Raw genomic sequence first — 15,972 nt, forward strand, 5'->3', positions numbered from 1 at the left:
GCACAAGGAGTTTTGAAAAATGGCACATAAGAAAGCTGGCGGTTCGTCGCGCAACGGTCGTGATTCCGCAGGTCGCCGTCTTGGCGTGAAGAAGTTCGGTGGCGAGCCGGTGATTGGTGGCAACATCATTATCCGCCAGCGCGGAACCAAGGTCTATGCCGGCGCCAATGTCGGCATGGGCAAGGACCATACCCTGTTTGCGCTCACCGAAGGCCGCGTGAAGTTTCACGAAGGCCGCCTTGGCCGCAAATATGTATCGGTCGTGGCCGAAGCCATGGCGATGGCCGCCGAATAACGGACGATCGATGACGGGTCGTCCCTCACAGGGATGACCCCGGCCGGTGCCGAGCACCGGACCAGATGACAGGGAGATGGGGTCCGTCCCATCTCCCTTTCTTTTTGTCTCCCTGTCACGGCTTTGACTCGAGCCTGTCACCTTCGGGTGGCATGGGCGCGGGTAACACAGGAGAGACATAATGTTTGCAAGAACGCAAAGATTGTTGCTGCGGCCGGTCTGGCCAGAAGATGCCGAAGGCCTGTTCGCGGCGCTTAACGATCAGGGAATCGTGTGCAATCTCGCCCGCGCGCCCTGGCCCTATTCGCGCGAAGACGCGCAGGCCTTCGCCGCGAGCACCCAGGATCCCCGCTATCCGCATTTTCTGCTCACTTTGCCGGGCGATGCCGGGCAGACGCTGGTCGGCAGCTGCGGCCTTGGCGAACGCGATGGCGAGGCAGAGCTCGGCTACTGGATCGCGCGGGAGCATTGGGGGCAGGGTTATGCCACCGAGGCGGCGCGCGCGGTGATCGCCAACGCCTGGATGCTGGGCCACCGGCGTCTGGTCGCCAGCCATTATATCGACAATCCGGCCTCTGGCGCGGTGCTGCGGCGGCTTGGCTTCCGTCCCACCGGCGTCACCCGCCCGCGCTTCAGCGCAGGCCGGGGCTATGACGCGATGGCGAGCGAATATGCGCTGGAAAGCGACATGGCGGAGGTGGAACGACCGCTGGCGGCGTGAAGGTTAATTCTCCCCTCCCGCAAGAGGGAGGGGAGAGGTAATGGGGTAACCCCCTATTTCTTTACAGCAAAGCAGGCCTGGCCGGATTTCGCGACGCTGTCGCAAGCCTTTTTCGCGGCGGCCTGGGTGGCGAAGGGGCCTGCCTGCAGCCGGGTGACCGCGCCGGCCTTGACCAGATAGGGCTGCAATCCGCTGAGCGCGGCGTTCTGGCGTTCGAGGCCGGACCACAGGCCACGTGCGCGGCCTTCGTCGCTGAACGCGCCAAGCTGGATGCGCCAGTCACCGCTCGCGGCGACGGCAGGTGCGGCGCTGGCGGCAGCAACCGGAGCGGCAACCGGTGCCCTGGCGGGCGCCTGGGCTGGCATCGAGGCCGGTGCGGTGGCCCGCGGCGCCGGGGCCGAGGTCGAGCCCGAAGGCGCGCCCATGGTTGCGAAGTCCACGCCCGCGCTGGCAGCCGTGCCGGTCGGGCTGGAGGGGATGGCAGGGATCACCGAGCCGTTGACATTGGAGGGCGGCAGGCTGGTGGTCTGGATGGTCGAGCTCGATCCGGGCTTGCGCCGGTTTGGCGCGGCGGTCGGGCCCGCTGCTGCCATCACCGGTTTTGCGCTCGAGGTGGCTCCAGTGGCGGGATCGATGCCGAGCCCGGCAGCGGCGCCCGCGAGCTTCTGACGCTCGGCTGTGGCTTCGCGCTCAAGCTGGGCTGCAAGCTGCGTGCCCTTGGTGCGATCGGCAAGCGGGATGTACTTGTCCATCGTTGCCAGGCTGCGCGAGGCCTGGGGCAGGCCCTGCGCCGAGGCGCGGGTCATCAGCGCATAGGCGCGCACCCAGTCCTTCTCGGCGATATCGCCGTTGAACATCGCGGTACCCAGAACATATTGCGCGCGGGGCTCACCCCTGGCGGATGAGGCGCGAATATAGGGCATCGCCTCGTCGCGGCGGTTGTCCTGAAACAGCACCAGGCCGTAATTGTCCGCTGCCTGGACATGACCGCGATCGGCGGCCTTCTTGTACCAGCTTTCGGCGAGCTTCAGGTCCATCGGCACGCCGCGGCCCAATTTGTACGCCTGGCCCAGGTTGAACTGGGCATCGGGGTCGCCCTTGGCTGCGGGATCGCGCCATTCGGTGACGGCCTTGTCGAATTCGCCGCGCTCCCACGCATCGACCCCGGCCTTGACGTCGGCGAGCGCGGGCGTCGCCGTCCCCATCGCCAGCAGGGCGGTCGCCAGCATCAGGCGGGTGCGCGAAAATTTTGTGGAATGTGCCATGCGGGTCTTGCTCCATCGCATATGGTAAAGCCTCGGTTCGACCATATCAGGCCGGTTTTGCGCGGCAAGCGGGGCTTACCGGTCGTTACATGCGTAAATCGCTATACCTAACGACATATTAGCAAAGCGTTGATGACGCGATCAACCCGCACAAATGCGGCAGTATCCGGCAACTGCCCTATTCCGGCACAGCGCAGCGTTAACCCAAAATTAGGTGCCCCAGGCGCATTTTCACCCCTGACCGATTGGACCGAATAGGGGGTTTGAGTGCGCGTACTCGCTTTGGCATCTCAAAAAGGAGGATCCGGCAAGACGACCCTGTCGGGTCATCTCGCCGTGCAGGCGCAGCTGGCAGGCGATGGCCCGGTGGTGCTGATCGATATCGATCCGCAAGGTTCGCTGGCCGACTGGTGGAACGAGCGCGAGCCCGAATATCCGGCATTCGCGCAGACCACCGTGGCGCGGCTTCCCGCTGACCTCTCGATCCTGCGCCAGCAGGGCTTCAAGCTCGCGGTCATCGATACTCCGCCTGCGATCACCATGGCGATCCAGTCGGTGATCTCGGTCGCCGAGCTGATCGTGGTGCCGACCCGGCCCAGTCCGCACGATTTGCGCGCCGTGGGCGCCACGGTCGATCTTTGCGAGCGCGCGGGCAAGCCGCTGATCTTCGTCGTCAACGCCGCCACGCCCAAGGCCCGGATCACGTCCGAGGCCGCCGTCGCGCTGTCGCAGCACGGCACCGTCGCGCCGACGACGCTGCACCACCGCACCGATTTTGCCGCCTCGATGATCGACGGCCGCACCGTGATGGAGGTCGATCCCAACGGCAAGTCCGCCGCCGAGGTGCGCGCGCTGTGGACCTATATCTCCGACCGGCTCGAGAAGAACTTCCGCCGCACGGTTTTTGCCGTGCCCAATGCACCCGTGATCCCCGGTGCCATCCGCCCGATGGGTGGCTTCGGTCGCCGCGTGGCGGGATCGTAAGCGAGCACGGGGGCAAGGATGAGCTTTATGGCCGAACCCAAACCGATCGCGTCGCTTTCATCCGGTCTGCTGGCGCGCAAGGGCGCCGCACGCCCTGCCATGCGCCGCCAGGGGCTGGAAGGACTGGGCCAGATGGGCGGCATGCTGTCGCAGTCGCGCCCGGATGACGACTATACCGGACAGGACGATCTGGGCTGGAACGACATGGGCTATGATGTCGATCCGGCGCATGACGAGCATGCTCCCGATTATGGCAATCTGCTGGCAGGCGCGATCCCTGATGCGCCGGCTGCGAATGCCGCCGATCATGCCGCGGCAGTTGCGGCTGCCGATGCGATGGCCCAGCCTTTGGTGCCCATCGTGCCTGATGTGGTGCGCCAACAGGCAGAGATTGCCGAGCGCATGACAGAGCCGGTCGCCGCAATGCCGGTCGAGCCCGAAGCCCAGGCTGAAGCCCAGACTGAAGCCGTGATCGAACAGCTCGAAGCTCCGGCCCAGGTGCTGTCGGTGCGCAAGCGCAAGGTGGCGGTCCCGGTGGATGCGGTCATCGCTGCGGTTCCGGCGGGTCGCCGCGCGGCCTTCACCCTGCGGCTAGACGCCGACCGCCATCTCAAGCTTCGGCTTGCCAGCGCGGTGACCGGCCAGTCGGCGCAGCAGCTGCTGACCGCGGCACTTGACGAATTGTTAACCAAAATACCCGAGATAGAGGACCTGGCTGGTCGCGTGCCGCGATCGGCAGGGCGTTGAAACTGATGAGCGGGTCGGGCCTGGCAAAGAGGGAAATGGCTATGACGAGCGGAACGAAGATGAACAGGGCACTGATGCTGAAACTGGCCGCATCGACCATCCTGGTCGGCAGCGTGCTGGTAAGCTGCTCGGCAAGCTCTGGCGGCGGCCGTCCGCAAAGCCTGTCCAGCAACGCCCAGAAGGCGCTCGACGCCGGCAAGCCCGAAAAGGCGCTGGCCAAGGCGGAAGCTGCCGTCGCGCTCGATCCCCGCAACGCCGATCTGCGCACGATGCTGGCGCAGGCCTATCTTGCCAACGGCCGGTTTTCCTCGGCGCGCCAGAGCCTTGACGATGCACTCGCGCTGGGCGACCAGAGCGCGCGCACGGTGATCAGCCTGGCGCTGATGCATGTTGCCGAAGGTCGCGGCCAGGCGGCGCAGGCGTTGCTGCGCGAACATCGTGATAGCATTCCCGCCAGCGATTATGGCCTGGCGATGGCGCTGGCCGGAGATACCGCGCTCGGCGTCGACGTGCTCTCCGACCAGATCCGCAGCGGCGATAGCTCTTCCAAGGTCCGCCAGAACCTCGCCTTTGCCTATGCCCTTGATGGCCGCTGGCGCGAGGCGCAGCTGATGGTCGGACAGGATCTCGACCCCAAGGTCGCGCAGGAGCGCATCACCGAATGGGCGCGCATGGCGCACCCGCAGGCGCATGTTCAGCGCGTCGCATCGGTGCTGGGCGTTAGCCCGGTCGAATTTGACCCCGGTCAGCCGGTGCAGCTGGCGCTCTCCGCCACGCCGTCGATGGCGCAGGCCGCAACCGAGATCGGCCAGCAGGCCATGGCGCAGGCTGCGCCCGCTGCCGGTCCGATCGAACTTCCCCCGGTTCAGGACAGCCCAATGGAGCTGGCTGGCGTCGAGGCCGCACCCGCGTCCGTCTATGCCGATGCCGCGCCTGTCGTTGTGGCCGCTGCCGAACCTGCAGAACAGCCGCGCGCCATTCTGGCGCCGTTGCTGGTGGCGCGTGAAATCGTGCAGCCGCTCCCGGGCAATTACCGCACCAAAGCGATCCGCAAGACGCGCGACGGCAGGGTCGTTCAAGTCGCCGCGCGCACACCGATCGTCGAGCAGGAGAGCCCCGTTCGCGCGGCTGCGCCAACGGTGGTCGCTGCTAAGGTTGTGGCTCCCAAAGCCGCCCAATCGCCTGCAGTCTTCCAGAAGGCCAGCTTCGCTCCGGTGAGCGGCGGCGCGTTTGCGGTGCAACTCGGCGTGTTCTCGAATCCGGCCAACGCCAATCGTGCCTGGGCTGGCTACAGCGCCAAGCACAAGGATCTGGCCTCGTTCTCCAAGGCTGCCGTGCCCGCCAATGTCGGCGGTCGCACCCTGCACCGTCTGACGGCCAACGGCTTTGCCGACGAAAAGAGCGCCCGTGCCATGTGCGCACAGGTCCGCTCTGCAGGGGGCGAGTGCATCATCGCCCGCGCGGTCCCGGCCAAGCCCGGCGGCACGCAGATTGCTGCACGCCGCTGAGAGGCGGTACGTCCATTCTTGCTGTTATTCCCGCGCAGGCGGGAATTTCGCCTGTGTTCTGAACTCGCGCCACAAGCGGGACCCCCGCTTTGGCGGGAGTAACGAATCTGTGGTCTATTGGCGTTAAGCCCTCAGGCCTTCACCAGCCCGATTTCCACCAGCCGCTGGTGCAGATAGTCGTCCGCCAGGATCGGCTCGGGATAACGATTGGGCGTTTCTGCGCTGATGCAGCCTTCGAGCGTGCGGATCGGAAAGTCCGAGCGCAGGTGGAGGAAGAACGGCATCGAATAGCGGCTGTACTTCGCCCGGTCGCCCGCAGGGTTGCGCACGCGGTGCGTGGTCGAGGGCAGGGCGTGGTTGGTCAGCCGCTGCAGCATGTCGCCGACATTGACCACCAGCGCGCCTTCGGGCGGACGCATGTCGATCCATGATCCGTCGCGTGCCAGCACTTCCAGGCCGCCTTCTTCAGCGCCCAGCAGCAGCGTGATCAGGTTGATGTCCTCGTGCGCGCCCGCGCGAATCGCGCCTTCTTCGCCCTGCGCAGCGTCCATCGGCGGATAATGCAGCAGCCGCAGGATCGAATTGCCCTCGTGCACCGCGGGCAGGAACCAGTCCTTGTCGAGCCCCAGATACACCGCGATTCGCGACAGGATGATGTTGCCCACCCGGTCGAACTCGGCAAACAGCGGTTCGAAGGTCTCGCGAAAACCCTCGGGACGCTCTGGCCAGACATTGCTGGGCATGGTGTGCGCGATCGGGCTGGCGGGGTCGATCTCGCGCCCGACATGCCAGAATTCCTTGAGATCGTGCGCCTTGGCATCCTTGGCGATTTCGGTACCGAACGGTGTATAGCCGCGCTGGCCGCCGGCCTCGGCGTCATAATAGCGGCGCTTTTCCTCGGTCGGCAGCGCAAAGAACTGCTCGGTCTTCTGCCAGCCCTGCTTGACCAGCGCCGGATCCAGCCCGTGATCCTTGATCATCGCAAAGCCATAGGTCGAAAAGCTGTCGCCCAGCTTGCGCGCCAGTTCGGCGGGTTCATCGGTGAGCGAGAGAATGGGCAGTTGTATCATGATGCGGTCCGCAATAGCTGAGGGGATGACGATATTTGCCCCATGTAGGCGTGCTGACGGGAAAAATCATGACCCAATATTGGCTGATGAAATCGGAACCCGACGAATATGGCTGGGCCGATCTGGTAAAGGCGGGCGAGGGCACCTGGGACGGGGTGCGCAACGCGCAGGCCTCCAACAATCTCAAGGCCATGCGGGCAGGAGACCTGGCGTTGTTCTATCACTCGCGCACCGGGCTGGAGGCGGTCGGCGTGATGGAAGTCAGCGCCGAAGCCTTTCCCGATCCCAAGGACGACACTGGACGCTGGGTCGCAGTGAAGGTGAAACCGGTGTACCCGCTCAAAAGACCAGTGTCGCTCAAGGCGATGAAAGCGCGGCCCGCGCTCGCCGACATGGCCATGCTGCGCCAGTCGCGGCTGTCGGTGGCAGCGATCGCGCCGGACGAGTGGGCGGAAATCATCCGCATGGCAGGGAACGCCCCTTCCACCACCGCGTAAATGTTCCTGAAGCGAGGCACGCGGCCTCGCGTTTTGACGAAGGAGCATTTTATGGGTGAATTCAAAGACAAAGCCGCAGGCGTTGGCAATGATCTGGCCGGCAAGGCCAAGGAAGGCGTTGGCCGCGCAACCGACAACCCCGAACTGGTCGCCGAAGGCGAAGCACAGCAGCTCAAGGGCGATGCCCAGAAGCTCAAGGGCGACGTCAAGGGCGCGTTCGGCGACAAGATCTGATCCTTCCGATCTGATCTGACGTAACAAAAAAACCGGCCCCCTAAGCTAGCGGGGGGCCGGTTTTTTTGTGTGCGTCGCGAGCGGCCCGCTCTTGGTCAGGGGGAGCCGGTAGTGCGCTCAGCCTTATCGGTTCCGCAACCCGCTCACCGTCGCACCGCTCGCGGCGATTGCCTCGATGTCGGTCTTCAGGTGCAGCAACTTCAACCCCGGTTGCGCCAGCGCCTCGGCCAGCGCAGGCGCGAACTCTTCTGTGCGCTCCACCGTCGCCGCCCAGCCGCCATAAGCGCGGGCGAGCGCAGCGAAGTCAGGGTTTTTGAGCGTCGTTGCCGACAGCCGCGCGGGATATTCGCGCTCCTGATGCATGCGGATGGTGCCATAGGCGCCATTGTCGACCACGATCACCAGCAGATCGGCGTCGTATTGGACCGCGGTTGCCAGCTCCTGCCCGTTCATGAGGAAATCGCCATCGCCGGCGATCGCGACGACCTTGCGGTCACGGAGGCGCAGCGCGGCGGCGACGGCGGCGGGCACGCCATAGCCCATCGCCCCCGCGGTCGGTGCCAATTGCGAGGGCTTTTCGCCATAATGCCAATAGCGGTGCCACCAGCCCGAAAAATTTCCCGCGCCGTTGCAGATCACCGTGTCGGCGGGCATCGCATCGCGCATCGCGCGCACGCACTGGCCAAGGTCCAGCAGCACGCCGGTCGGTTGCGGATCCGACCAGGCGAGCCACTCGGCATGCGCCTGCTCGCCGGTATCGAAGCGCACCGCGTCCCCATCCCACGCTTCTGAATCCCACAAAGCCGCCGCCTCGGCGAACTCGTCCATGTCGGCGCACAGCGGCAAATCGGTACGGAAGACGCGGCCCAGCTCGTTGGGGTCGGGATGGACGTGGACCAGCAGCTGGCCGGGATGTTCAGGAGTGATCAGCGTATAGCCATCGGTGGTCGCCTCGCCCAGCCGCGCACCGACCGCGAGGATCAGGTCGGCGGCCTTAACCCGCGCCACCAGCTTCGGGTTCGGCCCATAGCCCAGATTGCCCGCCCAGACGGGCGAGGCGTTGTCGAACGCGTCCTGCTGGCGGAAGGCGCAGGCCACCGGCAGACCGATCCGCTCGGCGAACTCCTGGAAGTTCGCGCGCGCCGAGGGGCTCCAGTCCGCGCCGCCGATGATCGCGATCGGCGCCTTTGCGCCGCCAAGCATCTCCATCAGCACCGCAAAGCCGTTGGGGCATACCGGCTGCGCGGGGCGGGTGACGTGCGGACGGTCGGCGACTTCGGCCACGTCCTTGAGCATGTCCTCGGGCAGCGCTAGCACAACAGGGCCCGGGCGTCCCGAAATCGCGACCGAAAAGGCGCGGGCGACATATTCGGGGATGCGCGCCGCATCGTCGATTCGCGCTGCCCATTTGCAAAGCGGCGCGAACATCGCCTGGAAATCGACCTCCTGAAAGCCCTCGCGGTCCCGCATTCCCCGATCGACATCGCCGATGAACAGCACCATCGGCTTGCTGTCCTGCATGGCCACATGCACGCCGATGCTGGCATTGGTCGCGCCGGGCCCGCGCGTGACAAAGGCGACTCCGGGCCGCCCGGTCATCGCGCCATCCGCGCACGCCATGAAGGTGACGCCGCCCTCCTGGCGGCACACGATCGTTTCGATCGCGGGCACATCGTGGAGCGCATCGAGCACCGCGAGAAAGCTCTCGCCGGGCACGGTGAAGATGCGGTCGCACCCTTGCGCGACCAGTTGATCGACGAGAATCCGGCCACCGGTGCGGGAGATGCTGGTCATGGGGTGCGGGTCCTCTGCCTGTGCGGTCGGAGCGGGTGGCATCCCGCCTTGATTGGCCATGGGGCTAAAGCGGGCGGGCACGGCGTGTCAACATGGTGCGCCGCCCGAGCGGGGATGGATGCGGATCGGGGCTAGAAACCGTAGACCAGCGTCAACCGGCTGGTGGTGTCGGTCGGGGCACGGCCCAGCGCGGGGGTCGATTCATACTGCACGGTATAGGACAGGCGCGCCTTCAGCTTGCCGATCAGCTGGCTGTCGAGCGCGGCGACCGAAAACAGCGTGCTGCGTTGCTCGTCGACATAGGCGCTGGCGGCTTCCGAAAGACTGATCGTCGGGGTCAGCTTGAGCTTGATATCGACCGAGGCGAGACCCGCGACGACCGATTCGTCCATCCCCGTGGTAAGCTGCGTAAACCGCCAGGCGGGCCCAGCCTTGACGCTGAGCTTGGCATTGTCGCCGGTGAGGAAGCTGTAACCCACCCCGCCTGAAATCGAATAGCGTGCGTGAAAGCCCTGGAAACGGTCCTGCTCGTATTGGCCGAGGCCATAGACATAGCCGCGCTCGTTGAACTTGTAGTTGGGCTCGACGCTGAAGCGATATTGTTCGCGCACCACGACATCGCTGGTTTCCTGGTAATCCGCCCGCCCGAGCAGGCCGACGCGCCAGTCCTCGCCCTCGGCAGTGAGCTTGAGCCCCGCAGCAAGCCCCATGCCTGGAGCATTGCCGGTGGTGGTGAACGCGCCCAGCTCGCCTTCGCCCGACCATTTGGTCTGCGCGTGCGCCGTTTCCTCGGCTGGCTGAGCAGATGCCGCAACCACAGGAGCCACCGGGACGGCAGCCTCGGCCACCACCACCGTCGCGGCGGGAGGGGGCGGGGCCGTTTGCGTCGAGGAATCGGTGCGGAACGCGGCGACCTGTGCGTCGATCGCTTCTGCGGCTTGTGGATGCGCCTGCTTGGCATAGCGCAGCACCACATCGAGCCCGGCCTTGTCGCCCGAACGCAGGGCGGTGTCGATCAGCTTGGTAATTCCATCGGGCGCCTGCGCGGCGAGCGGCTGGGCAGCTGCAAGAATCACGGCGAGCACGCTCAGCGCGGCGCGGGTGGTGGTCATGTCAGGCATCCCGGGGTTGCGAACAGGAATGCGCAGCCTAGATCAGCGGGCGGAACTCTTCCACCACCGCGCGGTACAACCGTCGCTTGAAAGGCACGATCAGTCCCTCCAGCGTCTCCGCCGAGGTCCATTTCCAGCTGCGGAATTCCTGGTGGTCGGTTTCAATGTTGATGTCGGCATCGGTGCCCATGAAGCGCATCAGGAACCAGAACTGGCGCTGGCCGCGATATTTGCCACCCCACATCTTGCCCATCAGATCGGCAGGAAGATCATAGAGATGCTCGTCGCGCGAGCGGGCGATCACCTCGACCAGATGCGCCGCGATGCCGGTTTCCTCGCCCAGTTCGCGATAGGCCGCCTGTTCGGGCTCCTCGCCGGGATCGATACCGCCCTGCGGCATCTGCCAGGCGTCGGCGCTGCTATCCAGCCGCTGGCCGACGAACACCTTGCCGTCGTTGTTGACCAGCATGATTCCCGCGCAGGGACGATAGGGGAGACTGTCAAATTCACTCATGTCTGCCGCCTTAGCGGTCAGCGGGCATCAAAGGCAATTGAACAATCGTCAGATGGCGTCTGCGTCCGACAAAAGCCGATGGACCGAAAGCGGCCCATCACCGCCTTGACGGCCTCGTCGCCGATCGGCTCGCCGCCCGGAGCAAAGCCTTCCCCGCGTTCGGCATATTGCAGCACGACCACATTTTGCGCGTCGCGCAGCAGCAGCGCCAGAAACTGCTCGCCGCGGCCCGAAGTCGCGCCGGGATAGCCGCCGGCTGCGATCGATCCGCAGCCGTTGCTCGACAGATTGAATTCGGTGCCGTCGCTGGTGCGCCCGCTGGCGATAACGCGCGAGAAGTTGGCCTGCTGGCATCCCTGGCTGGTGTTGAAGAAGCGCGCCTGCATCTCTGCGGTGGAGACCGGCGAGGACCCCGCGCCGCCGAACGCGGACAGCGTGATCATCCGGGTCCAGCTTTCCACGGTTGCACCCTGCGGCACGAACTCCAGGATCATCTGCCGCTCGTTCTTCGCTTCGTAGACAGGCTCGAAGGTGTCGAACAGCCGGAACGAGACATTGCGGTCGAACACCGGCGTGCTGAAGCTGCAGCAACCTTCCGATTTTGCGGCGCGCTGCTGCTGATAGTCGCGCGCGACCCCGGCAAAATCGGCCTTGTTGCGGACCTTGGGCGCGGACTGCGCGGCCGATGGCGCTGCCTGCGCCAGCACCGCCGCCAGCAGGCCGGCCGCCAGCCCCCGCGCCAGGCTTTGCCCGCTCACAGCTTGAGCATCGCTTTCATGCCGCGGAAAATCGCGTCGCAATCCTCCTGCGCGCTGGGTGCGCCCTTGCGCAGGCAGATGAAGCCGTGGATCGTGCCGCGCATCTCCATATAGGTCACATCGACCCCGGCCTTCACCGCGCGCGCGGCGAAATCGCGGCCCTGGTCGCGCAAGGGGTCGAGCCCAGCGGTGACCAGCAGCGTTGGCGGCAGGCTGGCGATATCGCCATTGATGCAATCGTTGCGGGCATCGCCGGGGGTCGCGGCATAGGCGGTCCCGAACCAGTTCATCGTGTCGGCGGTGAGCAGATAGCCCTCGGCAAAGTCGGTGAACGACCCGCCGGTCTGCGTCGAATCGACGACCGGATAGAGCGGTGCCTGTGCGATCACCGGGACCGATGCCGGATTGGCGATCAGCGCCTGGGAGGTGACGATCGTCAGGTTTCCGCCCGCGCTGTCTCCGGTGAAGACAAGTCCGGTGATGTCGAGCCCCAGCGTCTTGCCGTTGTCCGCGAGCCAGCGTGCCGCAGCTTCGCAATCGTCCGTGGCGGCGGGGAAGGGGTGTTCGGGCGCGAGGCGATAGTCGACGGCGATCACCGGCAGGTCCACCTTGGCGGCCAGTTCGGAGCAATAGGGATGGTGCGTGTCCAGATCGCCGATCACGAATCCGCCGCCGTGGAAGAACATGATAACCGGGCCCGCCGCGCGGGTTTCGCGCGCATCGTAATAGCGCAGGCGGATCTCGCCGCCGGGGCCGGGGCAGGTGAGGTCGCGCACGATGGCAAGTTCGGTCGGCTCGGCATCGGCGACAAAGCGCATCATGCGATAGGCCTCGCGCGCATCGGCGGGGGTCATCTCGTTCATCGGCGGCGCGCCTGCAGCCGACAGCATCGCCAGCAGCATCGCAACATCGGGCCGCACGAACGGGCCTGTTGTCGCGTCGGCATCACGCTGCAGTTCGATGGTGTCGCTCATTCGGATCATCCTCTGTTTGTGTTTAACCGGGAGGTTAACGCGTCGGATGCTGCGGGTCCATCGGCAAAATCGGGTGGCCAATCGAGGCCCGGTTTGATCCTGATCAACGACGCACGCGCTGCTGTCTGCTGTCACAAAAACCAAATTGCGTGCCCGCCGCCCGGTGCTACACCTATCAGCGCGCTCACGTCGAAACTTAGGGGTCTGTGTTCCATGGCAACCGCCGCGCTCGATCGTACCGACACCAACACCCAGACACCTGACGCCATCGTGGTGCGCTTTGCCGGGGACAGCGGCGACGGTATGCAGCTGACCGGGGGGCAGTTCGCGCTGTCCACCGCACTGGCAGGCAACGACCTTGCGACCTTCCCCGATTTTCCCGCCGAAATCCGCGCGCCGCAGGGCACGCTGTTCGGCGTTTCGGCGTTCCAGATCAACTTCGGCAGCAGCGAGATCGATACCGCGGGCGATGTCCCCGACGTCCTCGTCGCGATGAACCCGGCGGCGCTCAAGACCAATGTCGGCGCGCTCAAGGAGGGCGGGTTGATCATCGCCGACGAGGGCGAGTTTTCGAAGCGCAACCTCGACAAGGCGAAGTACGAGACCAATCCGCTTGAGGACGGATCGCTGGCCAAGTGGCAGCTGATGAAGTTCAACATCTCGCAGATGACGCTGGATGCGGTCAAACCGCACGGCCTTGGCAACAAGGAGGCGCTTCGCTGCAAGAACATGTGGACGCTGGGGCTGGCATTGTGGATGTTCTCGCGCAAGCGCCAGCCCATCATCGACTGGCTGGAGGCGAAGTTCGCGGGCAAGCCCGACATCCTCGCGGCCAATATCGCCGCGTTGAACGCGGGACACGCCTTTGGCGAAACGGCGGAACTCTCCGGCCCGATGCGGCAATACGCGATGCCAGCCGCGCCCGCGGTGCCGGGGCTGTACCGCACGGTCACCGGCGCCGAGTCGATCTCGCTGGGTCTAGTCGCTGGCGCGCAATTGGCCGGGCTGCCGATGTTCTTCGGCGGCTATCCGATCACGCCAGCCAGCGCGATCCTCCACCATCTGTCGCGGCTCAAGGAATATCACGTCACCACCTTCCAGGCCGAGGACGAGATCGCCGCGATCTGCGCCGCGATCGGCGCGAGCTATGCAGGCTCGCTCGGCGTCACCTCGTCCTCCGGCCCTGGCATCGCCCTGAAGGGCGAGGCGATGGGGCTGGCGATCATGACCGAACTGCCGCTGGTCATCGTCAATTCGCAGCGCGGCGGGCCTTCGACGGGGCTGCCGACCAAGACCGAGCAATCCGACCTCTATCAGGCGGTTTATGGCCGCAACGGCGATGCGCCGATGCCGGTGATCGCCGCGCGCTCGCCCGCCGACGCATTCGACTGCGCGATCGAGGCGTGCCGCATCGCGGTGCAATACATGACCCCGGTGATGCTGCTGACCGATGGCTATATCGCCAATGCCGCAGAGCCGTGGAAGGTGCCCGACATGGCGAGCTACAAGGCCTTTCCGGTGGAGTTCATGGGCAAGGCGCAGGACGGCGGCTTCCTGCCCTATGCGCGTGACGAAAAGCTCGCGCGGCCCTGGGTCAAGCCCGGCACGCCCGGCCTGATGCACCGCATCGGCGGGATCGAAAAGGCGCTGGGCACCGGGCATATCGATTATGCGCCCGCCAACCACCAGGCGATGACCGACATCCGCCAGAACAAGGTGCTGGGCGTGGCGGACTCGATCCCCGATCAGGATGTGGTCGTGGGCGCGGCGGGCGGCAAGCTCGCGGTGGTCGGCTGGGGATCGACCTATGGCCCGATCCACCAGGCGGTATTGCGCGCGCGCCGCAACGGGCACGACGTCAGCCACATCCACATCCGCCATATCTGGCCGACCCCGAAGAATCTGGGCGCACTGCTGCACAGCTTCGAGCATGTGCTGGTGCCCGAAATGAACACCGGCCAGCTCAAGACCCTGCTGCGCGACCAGTTCCTGGTCGATGCCAGGCCGCTCAACAAGACATCGGGCCAGCCGTTCACGATCGCTGAGATCGAAACGGCGATTGCGGCAACCCTCTCCAATTAACGGGACGTTTTGACGATGAACGAGATGACCAGGATCGCGCCGCGCGCGGAGACGACGATCAAGGACTGGGAGACCGATCAGGAGGTGCGCTGGTGCCCCGGCTGCGGGGACTACGCGATCCTGAAAGCCATGCAGCGAACGATGCCCGAGCTTGGCGCGGATCCGGCGAACACCGTATTCGTGTCGGGCATCGGCTGCTCGTCGCGCTTTCCCTATTACATGGAAACCTATGGCTTCCACACCATCCACGGCCGCGCGCCGGCGATCGCGACCGGGCTGAAGCTCGCCAATCCCGAACTCGACGTGTGGATCATCACCGGCGATGGCGATGCGCTGTCGATCGGCGGGAACCACACGATGCACCTTTTGCGCCGCAACCTGGATTGCCAGATCCTGCTGTTCAACAACGAGATCTACGGCCTCACCAAGGGCCAGTATTCGCCGACCAGCCGCGAAGGCACGCGCAGCCCGTCCACCCCTTACGGATCGGTCGATCATCCGGCCAACCCGTGCGCGTTCGCATTGGGATCGGGCGCGCGGTTCGTTGCGCGCAGTATCGATGTGCACAAGAACCTGCCCGATCAGCTGAAAGCCGCATATGCGCACAAGGGCGCGGCGTTCGTGGAGATCTTCCAGAACTGTATCGTCTACAACAAGGACGTGTTCGGCGACTTCACCGAGAAGAAGAATGCCGCGCTCAGCCAGCTGTGGCTGACCCACGGCCAGCCCATGCTGTTCGGCGCTGACAAGGACGGGGGCGGCGCAAAGGGTATCGCGGTCGATCATGCCACGCTGACGCTCAGGGTCGTCGATGTGGCGGATGGCGACTGGCAGGCGGCGGGCGTGATCGTGCACGACGTCACCAACCGCGCAGTGGCGCACATGCTGGTAGAGATGCCGTTCGGTCCGTTCCCGATGGCGCTGGGCGTGATCTATGACGACCCGCGCCCGACGCTCGAAGTCGCGGTGCATGCCCAGATCCAGGCCGCGACCCGGGGCAAGGTGCCCGATCTGCAGAAGCTGGTGAGCAAGGGCCAGACCTGGGTGGTGGAGCCCGATGGCTTCGCGCATTGAGGCAAGGTTCCGCGATGGCAGCGTAGCGGCTGGTCGGGAAGGTGGCGATCATCTCCGGCGGCCTGCGCGGGATCGGCCGCGCCTGTGTCGAGCGGTTTCCGGCCGAAGGGGCCAAGGTCGTGCTGTCCGATCTCGACAATGCCGAGGATGCCACCCCGATCGGCAGGCTCGCCCCGCCCGAGGAGATTGCCGGCGCGCTCTTCTTCCTCGTTCGCGAGGATCCCAGCTACATCACCGGGTCCGAACTGGTGGTCGATGGCGGATGGACAGCGCAACAGGGTTCGCGCGCCATCGCCCGTAAGCCTTCGTTCAGCCTTGCAGCCATAGCAGGATGGTCAAGCCG

General features: G+C 65.5%; 16 protein-coding genes and 1 pseudogene. 10 read left to right on the top strand and 7 right to left on the bottom strand.

The features are described from left to right. Positions 1-19 precede the first annotated feature (19 nt). Complete coding sequence (rpmA, locus tag BSY18_RS03165; RefSeq protein WP_026091630.1) at positions 20-295, top strand: 50S ribosomal protein L27; 276 nt, start codon at positions 20-22, stop codon at positions 293-295. 181 nt (positions 296-476) lie between these two features. Then, positions 477-1,016 carry a GNAT family N-acetyltransferase gene (locus BSY18_RS03170; RefSeq protein WP_069049626.1) on the top strand — a complete coding sequence of 180 codons (540 nt, stop codon included), beginning with the start codon at positions 477-479 and terminating at the stop codon, positions 1,014-1,016. A 53-nt stretch (positions 1,017-1,069) separates the two neighbouring features. Here the strand turns inward: BSY18_RS03170 and BSY18_RS03175 are convergent, their stop codons facing one another. Further along, positions 1,070-2,281 carry an SPOR domain-containing protein gene (locus BSY18_RS03175; RefSeq protein ID WP_236823435.1) on the bottom strand — a complete coding sequence of 404 codons (1,212 nt, stop codon included), beginning with the start codon at positions 2,279-2,281 and terminating at the stop codon, positions 1,070-1,072. Between the two features lie 267 nt (positions 2,282-2,548). Here BSY18_RS03175 and BSY18_RS03180 point away from each other — a divergent pair, with 267 nt between their 5' ends. From BSY18_RS03180 to BSY18_RS03190, 3 genes are read left to right on the top strand one after another with little or no spacing between them, the layout of a single operon-like run. Then, complete coding sequence (locus BSY18_RS03180) at positions 2,549-3,265, top strand: ParA family protein (protein ID WP_054136113.1); 717 nt, start codon at positions 2,549-2,551, stop codon at positions 3,263-3,265. 27 nt (positions 3,266-3,292) lie between these two features. Beyond that, positions 3,293-4,012, top strand: coding sequence for a hypothetical protein (locus tag BSY18_RS03185; protein ID WP_069049627.1), 720 nt, complete (start codon positions 3,293-3,295; stop codon positions 4,010-4,012). Between the two features lie 41 nt (positions 4,013-4,053). Next, positions 4,054-5,520: an SPOR domain-containing protein gene (locus BSY18_RS03190; protein ID WP_069049628.1), complete on the top strand. Its 1,467-nt coding sequence runs from the start codon at positions 4,054-4,056 to the stop codon at positions 5,518-5,520. Positions 5,521-5,651: 131 nt separating this feature from the next. On the opposite strand, the gene BSY18_RS03195 is transcribed toward BSY18_RS03190, so the two are convergent. Further along, positions 5,652-6,590: an isopenicillin N synthase family dioxygenase gene (locus BSY18_RS03195; RefSeq protein ID WP_069049629.1), complete on the bottom strand. Its 939-nt coding sequence runs from the start codon at positions 6,588-6,590 to the stop codon at positions 5,652-5,654. A 68-nt stretch (positions 6,591-6,658) separates the two neighbouring features. Between BSY18_RS03195 and BSY18_RS03200 the strand changes: the two genes are divergently transcribed. Continuing rightward, on the top strand, positions 6,659-7,087 hold the full coding sequence (locus BSY18_RS03200; RefSeq protein ID WP_069049630.1) for an EVE domain-containing protein: 429 nt from the start codon (positions 6,659-6,661) through the stop codon (positions 7,085-7,087). Positions 7,088-7,138: 51 nt separating this feature from the next. Continuing rightward, positions 7,139-7,321 (top strand): CsbD family protein, encoded by a 183-nt coding sequence (locus BSY18_RS03205; protein ID WP_054136118.1) that lies wholly within the window; start codon positions 7,139-7,141, stop codon positions 7,319-7,321. A 123-nt stretch (positions 7,322-7,444) separates the two neighbouring features. On the opposite strand, the gene BSY18_RS03210 is transcribed toward BSY18_RS03205, so the two are convergent. The 5 genes from BSY18_RS03210 to BSY18_RS03230 all read right to left on the bottom strand — a co-directional run bounded on the left by BSY18_RS03210 (position 7,445) and on the right by BSY18_RS03230 (position 12,473). Next, entirely contained in the window at positions 7,445-9,115 is a 1,671-nt protein-coding gene (locus BSY18_RS03210) for a thiamine pyrophosphate-binding protein (protein WP_069051662.1), read from the bottom strand. 131 nt (positions 9,116-9,246) lie between these two features. Beyond that, the gene (locus BSY18_RS03215) at positions 9,247-10,227 is read right to left on the bottom strand and encodes a DUF481 domain-containing protein (RefSeq protein ID WP_069051663.1); all 981 of its coding nucleotides are present in this window, start codon (positions 10,225-10,227) and stop codon (positions 9,247-9,249) included. Between the two features lie 37 nt (positions 10,228-10,264). Then, entirely contained in the window at positions 10,265-10,741 is a 477-nt protein-coding gene (locus BSY18_RS03220) for an RNA pyrophosphohydrolase (RefSeq protein WP_054136120.1), read from the bottom strand. A gap of 17 nt (positions 10,742-10,758) precedes the next feature. Further along, a complete protein-coding gene (locus tag BSY18_RS03225) occupies positions 10,759-11,499 on the bottom strand; it encodes a hypothetical protein (protein ID WP_069049631.1) in 741 nt (246 codons plus the stop codon). Then, a complete protein-coding gene (locus BSY18_RS03230; protein WP_069049632.1) occupies positions 11,496-12,473 on the bottom strand; it encodes an alpha/beta hydrolase in 978 nt (325 codons plus the stop codon). Before BSY18_RS03230 ends, BSY18_RS03225 begins: the two co-directional genes overlap by 4 nt. 213 nt (positions 12,474-12,686) lie before the next feature. Here BSY18_RS03230 and BSY18_RS03235 point away from each other — a divergent pair, with 213 nt between their 5' ends. From BSY18_RS03235 to BSY18_RS21390, 3 genes and pseudogenes are all read left to right on the top strand, one after another. Beyond that, positions 12,687-14,555, top strand: coding sequence for a 2-oxoacid:acceptor oxidoreductase subunit alpha (locus BSY18_RS03235; protein WP_069049633.1), 1,869 nt, complete (start codon positions 12,687-12,689; stop codon positions 14,553-14,555). 15 nt (positions 14,556-14,570) lie between these two features. Then, positions 14,571-15,629 (top strand): 2-oxoacid:ferredoxin oxidoreductase subunit beta, encoded by a 1,059-nt coding sequence (locus tag BSY18_RS03240; RefSeq protein ID WP_054136124.1) that lies wholly within the window; start codon positions 14,571-14,573, stop codon positions 15,627-15,629. Between the two features lie 119 nt (positions 15,630-15,748). Then, positions 15,749-15,886, top strand: a pseudogene (locus tag BSY18_RS21390) (SDR family oxidoreductase); the annotation flags it as partial. Positions 15,887-15,972: the final 86 nt, after the last annotated feature.

This window comes from Blastomonas sp. RAC04, assembly GCF_001713435.1.
Classification (GTDB): Bacteria; Pseudomonadota; Alphaproteobacteria; order Sphingomonadales; family Sphingomonadaceae; genus Blastomonas; species Blastomonas fulva.

Bases quoted from the DNA above. Each gene is read 5' to 3' on its own strand.
- rpmA (WP_026091630.1), top strand. From the start codon at position 20: ATGGCACATAAGAAAGCTGGCGGTTCGTCGCGCAACGGTCGTGATTCC.
- BSY18_RS03170 (WP_069049626.1), top strand. From the start codon at position 477: ATGTTTGCAAGAACGCAAAGATTGTTGCTGCGGCCGGTCTGGCCAGAA.
- BSY18_RS03175 (WP_236823435.1), bottom strand. From the start codon at position 2,281: ATGGCACATTCCACAAAATTTTCGCGCACCCGCCTGATGCTGGCGACC.
- BSY18_RS03185 (WP_069049627.1), top strand. From the start codon at position 3,293: ATGGCCGAACCCAAACCGATCGCGTCGCTTTCATCCGGTCTGCTGGCG.
- BSY18_RS03190 (WP_069049628.1), top strand. From the start codon at position 4,054: ATGACGAGCGGAACGAAGATGAACAGGGCACTGATGCTGAAACTGGCC.
- BSY18_RS03195 (WP_069049629.1), bottom strand. From the start codon at position 6,590: ATGATACAACTGCCCATTCTCTCGCTCACCGATGAACCCGCCGAACTG.
- BSY18_RS03200 (WP_069049630.1), top strand. From the start codon at position 6,659: ATGACCCAATATTGGCTGATGAAATCGGAACCCGACGAATATGGCTGG.
- BSY18_RS03205 (WP_054136118.1), top strand. From the start codon at position 7,139: ATGGGTGAATTCAAAGACAAAGCCGCAGGCGTTGGCAATGATCTGGCC.
- BSY18_RS03210 (WP_069051662.1), bottom strand. From the start codon at position 9,115: ATGACCAGCATCTCCCGCACCGGTGGCCGGATTCTCGTCGATCAACTG.
- BSY18_RS03215 (WP_069051663.1), bottom strand. From the start codon at position 10,227: ATGACCACCACCCGCGCCGCGCTGAGCGTGCTCGCCGTGATTCTTGCA.
- BSY18_RS03220 (WP_054136120.1), bottom strand. From the start codon at position 10,741: ATGAGTGAATTTGACAGTCTCCCCTATCGTCCCTGCGCGGGAATCATG.
- BSY18_RS03230 (WP_069049632.1), bottom strand. From the start codon at position 12,473: ATGAGCGACACCATCGAACTGCAGCGTGATGCCGACGCGACAACAGGC.
- BSY18_RS03235 (WP_069049633.1), top strand. From the start codon at position 12,687: ATGGCAACCGCCGCGCTCGATCGTACCGACACCAACACCCAGACACCT.
- BSY18_RS03240 (WP_054136124.1), top strand. From the start codon at position 14,571: ATGAACGAGATGACCAGGATCGCGCCGCGCGCGGAGACGACGATCAAG.